At 75.4% G+C, this 7,640-nt stretch carries 4 protein-coding genes; all 4 read right to left on the bottom strand.

Annotated elements, in window-relative coordinates:
- Positions 1-3,872, bottom strand: a 3,872-nt coding sequence (locus UG55_RS23610) for a type I polyketide synthase (protein WP_128423148.1), incomplete at its 3' end; no start/stop codon positions are given.
- Between the two features lie 281 nt (positions 3,873-4,153).
- Positions 4,154-4,348 carry a ferredoxin gene (locus UG55_RS23605; protein ID WP_066073232.1) on the bottom strand — a complete coding sequence of 65 codons (195 nt, stop codon included), beginning with the start codon at positions 4,346-4,348 and terminating at the stop codon, positions 4,154-4,156.
- Between the two features lie 125 nt (positions 4,349-4,473).
- Positions 4,474-5,670 (bottom strand): cytochrome P450, encoded by a 1,197-nt coding sequence (locus UG55_RS23600; protein WP_066073217.1) that lies wholly within the window; start codon positions 5,668-5,670, stop codon positions 4,474-4,476.
- Positions 5,671-5,788: 118 nt separating this feature from the next.
- A complete protein-coding gene (locus tag UG55_RS23595) occupies positions 5,789-7,519 on the bottom strand; it encodes an ABC transporter ATP-binding protein (protein ID WP_066073229.1) in 1,731 nt (576 codons plus the stop codon).
- Positions 7,520-7,640 lie beyond the last annotated feature (121 nt).

Below are 7,640 nucleotides of genomic sequence, written 5' to 3'. Positions count from 1 at the left end.
GCGAGGTGCAGGGCGACGAGTGAGGAGGAGCAGGCGGTGTCGACGGTGACCGCCGGGCCCTCCAGCCCGAACGTGTACGCCACCCGGCCGGACATGACGCTGGACGTCGTCCCGGTGAGGAGATAGCCCTCGACGCCGCTCACCGGCTCGTGCAGCCGGGGGCCGTACTCCATGCCGGTGGCGCCGACGAAAACACCGGTGCGCGAGTGGCGCAGTGACCCCGGCACGATCCCGGCGCGCTCGAACGCCTCCCAGGACGTCTCCAGCAGCAGCCGTTGCTGTGGGTCCATGGCGGTCGCCTCGCGCGGGCTGATGCCGAAGAACTCCGGGTCGAAGTCCCCGGCCGCCCGCAGGAACCCGCCCTCGCGGGTGTAGGACGTCCCCGGATGGTCGGGGTCGGGGTGGTAGAGGTCGTCGAGGTGCCAGCCGCGGTCGGTGGGGAACGGGCCGATGGCGTCGCGGCCGGCGGCGACGAGTTCCCACAGGTCCTCGGGGGAGGTGACTCCGCCGGGCAGCCGGCAGGCCATCGCGACGATGACGACCGGGTCGTCGGCGGAGCCGAGGCCGCCACCGGCGCCCGCCCCGGCCGGGGCGGCGACTGCCGGCGGCTCGCCGGAGAGCAGGCTGTCGAGGAAGGCGACGAGAGCGTCGGTGGTGGGGTGGTCGTAGACCAGGCCCGCCGGCAGCGTGCGGCCGGTCGCCTCGGCGAGCTGGTTGCGCAGTTCGACTCCGGCGAGGGAGTCGAAGCCGAGGTCGCGGAAGGTCCTGCGGGGGTCGAGGCCGTCCGCCGAGCCGTGCCCGAGCACGGCCGCTGTCCGGTCGAGCACAAGGGTGCGCAGCTGGCGGGCCCGGTCGGCGGCCGGCAGCCCGGCGAGCACCGTGCGGTGGGACGCACCCGCGCCCACGGCCGAGGCGTCGCCGTGGCCGCTGCCCCCGTCCCTGCCCCCGTTCCTGTCCCCGGTGCCGCTGCCGGTGCCGGTGGTGCTGGTGTCGCCGTTCGAACTGCCGGCGGTGCCGGCCTCGGTGGCCGCGGCTTCGGCGGGTGGGGCGGCCGGGGCGTCCGCGAGCCAGTGCCGGCCGCGCTGGAACGCGTAGGTGGGCAGGTCCACCGCCTGCGCCCCACGCTGTGCCAACAGCCCGGCCCAGTCCACGGCGGCTCCGCGGACATGCGCGGCGGCCAGTGCCCCCAGCAACGTCGTGACCTCCGGACGGCCGCGGCGAAGCGTGGGCACCGCTCCCGGGGCGAACGCGCTGAGCACCGCGTCCGGGCCGAGCTCGACGAAGCCGGTGGCTCCGGCGGCGGTCAGGGCCGAGACCCCGGCACCGAACCGAACCGCCTCGCGGACCTGCCGCACCCAGTGCTCCGGGGAGGTCAGCTCGGTCGCGGTGGCGAGTGCCCCGGTGAGGTTGCTGACCAGTGGGATGCGCGGCGCGCGCAGTTCCACCGCCACGGCGACCTCCCGAAAGCCGGCGAGCATGCCGTCCATGCGCGGGGAATGGAAGGCATGGCTGACGGTCAGCCGGCGGGTGCGCCGGCCTCGGGCGGTGAGCGCGGCGGCGATCTCCACGGTCGCCTGCTCGTCGCCGGAGATGACGACCGCGCGCGGGCCGTTCACGGCGGCGAGGGAGACCTGCGCCCCGCGGCCGTCGAGCAGTTCCAGGACCTCGGCCTCGTCGGCCTCGACCGCGACCATCGCGCCGCCGCGGGGCAGCTCGCCCATCAGCCGGCCGCGCGCCGCGACGAGCGTCACCGCGTCGGCGCGGCTGAGGACCCCGGCCACGTGCGCCGCCGCGAGCTCGCCGATCGAGTGGCCGGCGACCAGCGCCGGGCGCAGACCCCAGCCGGTCACCAGGTGGAACAGCGCCACTTCCACGGCGAACAACGCGGGCTGGGTGTAACGGGTGTCGTCGAGCAGGGCCGCCTGGGCACTGCCCTCGGCGGCGAACACGACGTCACGAAGCGGCTGGTCCAGGTGGGGGTCGAAGGCGGCGCACAGCTCGTCGAACACGGCGGCGTAGGCGGGGAACGCGGCGTGCAGCTCCCGTCCCATCCCGGGCCGCTGGCTGCCCTGCCCGGTGAACAGGAACGCCCAGGAACCGGACGTCCCGCCCGCGTCACCAGGTCCCGACACCGCGGTCGGACCTGCAGTGCCCGCGGCCGTACCAGCTGTGCCCGCGGCCGGCGCGGCCAGTGGCTCCGGCGGCGCGGCCCGGCCCACGATCAGGCCCGGTGCCTGCTCGCCCCGGCTGAGCGCGCGCAGAGCGGCGAGCCGGGACGGCTGGTCGGCGGCCAGGATCACCGCGCGGTCCTCGAAACGGGTGCGGGTGGCGGCCAGGGAGTAACCGACGTCCACCGGGTCGAGGCCGGCGTCCACCGGGTCGCCGCCCGGGCCGGGCCGGGTCAGCGCCGCCAGCAGTCGCCCCGCCTGCGCGCGCAGGGCCGTCTCCCCGCGGCCGGAGATCACCCAGGGTGGTGGCGGGTCGGCCCGCCGGGTCACCGTCAGCGGCCGGGACGTCGGTTCGAGCGGTTCGGCGGGTGCGGGCACGGGAGCGGCGGCGAGCACCAGGTGGCAGTTCGTTCCGCCCATCCCGAAGGAGCTGACGCCCGCGATCGGCGGGTGGTCGTCCGCGGGCCAGTCGGTGTTCTCCGTGACGACCTCGAGACCCAGCTCCGCCAGCGGGATCCGCGGGTTCGGCCGTTCGAAGTTGAGGCTCGCGGGCAGGCGCCGGTTCGCCAGCGCGAGTGCCGCCTTGAGCAGCCCGACCAGGCCGGCGGCACCCTCCAGATGGCCCACGTTCGTCTTCGCCGATCCGACCAGCAGCGGGCCGGCTCCCCGCCGGCCGCGGGCCGCTCCGAGCACGGCGCCCAACGCCGCCGCCTCCACCGGGTCACCGACAGGCGTGCCCGTGCCGTGCAGTTCGACGTACCGCGCCCGGGCCGGGTCGAGGCCGGCCGCGCGGTACGCGGCCCGCAGCACCGCCTCCTGCGCTCGCTGGTCGGGCACGGTCAGGCCGCGGCCACCGCCGTCGTTGTTGACCGCGCCGCCGAGCAGCACGGCCCGCACCGGGTCTCCGTCCGCGAGAGCGCGGGCCAGCGGCTTGAGGACGATCGCGACACCCCCCTCGCCGCGTACGTAGCCGTTCGCGCGGGCGTCGAAGGTGAAGCAGCGGCCGTCCGGGGAGAGCGCGCCGAACCGAGCGCTCGCCGCCGAGCTGTCCGGCGCCAGGATGAGGTTGACCCCCCCGACGATGGCGAGGTCCGCCTCACCCCTGCGCAGCGCCTGGGCGGCGAGGTGCACGGCGACGAGGGACGACGACTGCGCGGCATCGACGGCCAGGCTCGGCCCGTTCACCCGCAGCAGGTAGGAGAGCCGGTTGGCGAGCAGGCCCCGGTGGAGGCCGGTCATGGTGTGCCGGTCGGCCGCCGGGCCGCCCCGCCGGTGTGCCAGCGCCGCGTAGTCGTCCCAGATCGCCGCGGTGAACACGGCGGTGCGCGTGCCGGCGAGGGCCGCCGGCACGGTCCGGGCGTCCTCGAGCGCCTCCCAGCCCAGCTCCAGCAGCAGGCGCTGTTGTGGGTCGGTGGCGGCGGCCTCCCGCGGCGAGATGCCGAAGAAGTCGGCGTCGAAGCGGTCGACCTCGTCGAGCAGCGCGCCGAACGGCGGGGCCTGCGGGGACCAGCGGTCCGCCGGCGGGGTGCGCACCGCGTGCTCACCCCGCTCCAGCAGCCGCCAGAAGGCCGCGACATCGGGTGCTCCGGGCAGCCGGGCGGCCAGTCCGATGACGGCGACCGGTTCACTGGACGCGGCCGCGGTGGAGGACGTAGCGACGGCCGGCGACGATCCGTCGCCGGCTGGGCTCTGAACGTTGACCATCAGGTGCTCGGGCTCCCTCGTGAGAACGACACGGCGGGTATGCATCGAGCGTCTGTTCGGTCGCTAACGGTGTCCTTCGCCCGGTCTAAAGGAGGCCGGTGTGACCGTGGCGTTCCGTGAGGTGGCGCGTGAAGGAGTCGCGAGGGAGTGGAGGGCGCGGGCGAGCGGAGCGGGGGGCGCGTGCGAGCGGAGTGGGCAGGCCGGAGACGGGGCCGGGGTGACCAGCCGGTCGGCCGGTCACCCCGCCCCGCCCCGTCACCCCGCCCCGTCAGCCGGCCCCGTCAGTCAGCCAGGGACAGCGCGCGGGACGGACAGTGCGAGACCGTCTCGCGCAGCTCCTCCTGTTCCGCCAGGTCCGCGGCTTCGGCGCGCAGCACGACGACGATGCCGTCCTCCGCCTGGTCGAAGCGCTCCGGATCGGCCAGGACGCACTGTCCGGCCCCCAGGCAGCGGTTGGTGTCGGCGATGACACGCATGGATCCGGTCCTTTCGTTCGTCGGGAACGGAACCGCCCGCCGGCGGAACCGCCCGCCGGCGGAGCCGCCCGCCGCGGCCCCGGCCGGCCGGCGGAGCCGGTGGTCAGCCGGGGCCACCTGGCCGCTCACCAGGTGACGGGCAGCTCCCAGACGCCCTGCACCCCGCCGGCGTCCTTGCCGGGGAGCTCGTCGAGCGGAACCGCCAGCCGCAGTCCGGGCAGGCGGGCGAACAGGGTGGAGAACGCGATCTCCAGCTCGGCCCGGGCGATGTTGTGCCCGATGCACTGGTGGGCGCCGTGACCGAAGGTGACGTGGCCGCGGGCGTGCCGGGCGAGGTCCAGCGTGTCGGGGTCCGGGAAGACGGAGGTGTCCCGGTTCGCGGCGGACAGCACGACCAGCACCCCGTCCCCGGCCTCGATGCGCTGGCCGGCCAGTTCGGTGTCGGTGGTGGCGAAGCGCGCCACGCTGTCGGCGATCGTCGTGAAGCGCAGCAGCTCCTCGACGGCGTTCGGCAGCAGCGTGGGGTCCGCGCGCAGCGCGGCGAGCTGGCCCGGATGCTCCAGCAGGGCGACGACGCCGAGCGCGATGGCGCTGGCCGTCGTCTCGTGCCCGGCCACGAGCAGCAGCAGGGCGATGTCGACGAGCTCGCGCCGGGTCAGCACCCCGGGGCGCACCTGCTCGGCGACGAGGATGTCGAGCAGGCCGTCGCCGTCGGAGTGTTCCTTCGCCTGGATGAGCCCGTCGAGGTACTGGAGCAGCTGGCTGAACGCGTCCGCGCTCTCCGCCAGGGTGGAGGTGCCGCTGGCCACCCGCCGAGACTGCTGCTCGAAGAAGGCGTGGTCGCTGTAGGGCACGCCGAGCAGCTCGGAGATGACGATCGACGGGATCGGCAGGGCGAACTCCGGAACCAGGTCCACCACCGGGCCCTTCGCGACGATCGCGTCGAGCAGGTCGTCGACGAGCCGCTGGATCCCGGGGCGCAGGTTGTTGATCCGGCGCATGGTGAAACTGGACTGCAGCATCCGCCGCTGGGCGGTGTGGTCCGGCGGGTCCATGCCGATGAAGTTCCGCACCCTGCGGGCGGCCTCGAAGCGGGGGCTGGTCGCCGGGTAGCGCGGGTCGGCGCGTTCGGAGGAGAAGGTCCGGGTGTCCAGCAGCACCTCGCGGGCGGCGGCGTGCCCGGTGACGGCCCACACCCGCCGGCCGTCATAGAGCCGCACCGGATTCACCGGCCCGTACTCGCGGTAGTGCGAGTACCCGGCCGGCGGGTGGAAGGGGCAGACCCGCGTCTGCGGGTATTCGGGGATCTCGCTCCCGCCCATGGGACGACCTCCAAGGGGAGTGGTCGGTGGCCCGGAGCCGCGGACGTTCTCGCCACGCGCTGCCCGCGCTGCCCGCGCCGGGTGCGCCGGTAGGATGCCGGCTCCCGGTTGGCGGGGCCTAAAACGTGAGCTGGCCGTCGGCGGGGGCCAGCCCTTCGGCCAACCGGGCCCGGTAGGCCCGCCCGATCTCCCCCGGCACGGCGGAGAGCAGCTCCTGGGTGTAGGGGTGGCGGGGGTCGGCGAAGACCTGCTCCACCGGGCCGGTCTCCACGATCCGGCCGTCCTTCATCACGAGCACCCGCGCGCACACCTCCCGCACCACCGCCAGGTCGTGCGAGATGAACAGGGTGGCCAGACCCAGCGAGGCGGTCAGTTCCCGGAACAGGGCCAGCACCTGGGCCTGCACCGAGACGTCCAGTGCGGAGACCGGTTCGTCACACACCAGCAGCCGCGGCCGGGTCGCCAGCGCGCGGGCTATCGCCACCCGCTGCCGCTGCCCGCCGGAGAGCGCCAGCGGCCTGCGGTCGAGGTGGCCGGCGTCCAGCCCGACCTGTTCGAGCAGGGCGAGGGCCGCCGCCCGCCGTTCCGGTCGCGGTACGCCGATCGCGGCGAGGGCCTCACCGATGACGCGCTGCACCGTCCAGCGGGGGTCGAAGGCGCTCAGCGGGTCCTGGGGCACGAGCTGGACGAGGTGCCGCCGGGCGCGCCGTTCCCGCTCGGGCAGCCCGCTCCACGGCTGTCCGTCGAGCTGGACCTCCCCGCTGTCGACGGCGATGAGGCCGAGGGCGAGCCCGGCCAGGGTGGACTTCCCGGAGCCCGACTCGCCGACCAGCCCGAGCGTCTCCCCGGCGCGCACCGTGAACGAGACATCGTCGACGGCGGTGCGCCGGCTGCCGCGAGCGCCGCGGAAGTGTTTGGTGACCTCGCTGACCAGCAGCAGCGGCGGCGGTGTCGCCGGGCCCGCCGCCGGCACACGTTCCGGGTCGTCGGCCGCGGTCTCGGCAGGTGCGGTCTCGGCAGGTGCGGTCTCGGTGGAGGTGGCCGCGGGGGGTGCTGTTCTCGCGGGCGCTGGCCGATTGCGGCCGGGGACCGCCTCCAGCAGGGCGATCGTGTAGGCGTGCCGGGGGTTGGCCAGTATCTCGGCGGCCGGGCCGTGTTCGACGATCACGCCGTCGCGCATCACCGCGACCTCGTCGGCCAGCGCCTCGACCACCGCCAGGTCGTGGCTGATCAGCAGCAGCCCGGTGCCCTCCGCCCGGAGCCGGCCGAGGAGGGCCAGGACACGGGCCTGCACCGAGGCGTCGAGGGCGGTCGTCGGCTCGTCGGCGATCAGCAGGCCTGGTTCGGCGGCCAGCGCGGAGGCGATCAGCGCCCGCTGGCGCAGCCCGCCGGAGAGCTGGTGGACGTAGCTGTTCGCCCGGTCGGCCGGGTCGGGGAAGCCGACCCGCTCCAGCAGCGCGTGTACGGCCGGTCCGACCTGGCGGCGGGGCAGCAGCCGGTGGGCGAGGATCGGCTCGCCGATCTCCCGGCCGATCGGGCGGAGCGGGTCGAGCGCGACCAGCGCGTCCTGCGCCACCAGGCCGATGTGCCGGCCACGGATCTTCAGCCAGTCCCGCGGCCGGAAGGAGAGCGCGTCCGCGCCGTGGACGCGCAGCCGGCGGGCGGTGACGGCGGCGGTCGGCCCGGCCAGGCCGAGCAGCGAGCGGGCGAGCGCGCTCTTGCCGGAGCCGGACTCCCCGACGAGGGCCACGCAGCGGCCCGCCGACAGGGTCAGGGAGGCGTCCCGTACCGCGTGCACCTGGCGTGGGCCGGTGCCGAAGCGGACGTCGAGCCCGTCCACCTCGACCAGGACGGCGGGCTCGGGAGCGCTGACCGGCGCGGACGTGTGTTCCGGCGCGGCGGCGCTCCCGGCTGTGCCGGTTTCGGCTGTGCTGGTTTCGACTGTGCTGGTTTCGACTGTGCCGGTTTCG

The sequence above is a fragment of the Frankia sp. EI5c genome, from assembly GCF_001636565.1.
Classification (GTDB): domain Bacteria; phylum Actinomycetota; class Actinomycetes; order Frankiales; family Frankiaceae; genus Parafrankia.
The sequence above is the reverse complement of the archived record's forward strand: the minus strand, read 5'-3'. Positions and strand labels throughout refer to the sequence as shown.

Bases quoted from the DNA above. Each gene is read 5' to 3' on its own strand.
- UG55_RS23605 (WP_066073232.1), bottom strand. From the start codon at position 4,348: ATGCGTGTCATCGCCGACACCAACCGCTGCCTGGGGGCCGGACAGTGC.
- UG55_RS23600 (WP_066073217.1), bottom strand. From the start codon at position 5,670: ATGGGCGGGAGCGAGATCCCCGAATACCCGCAGACGCGGGTCTGCCCC.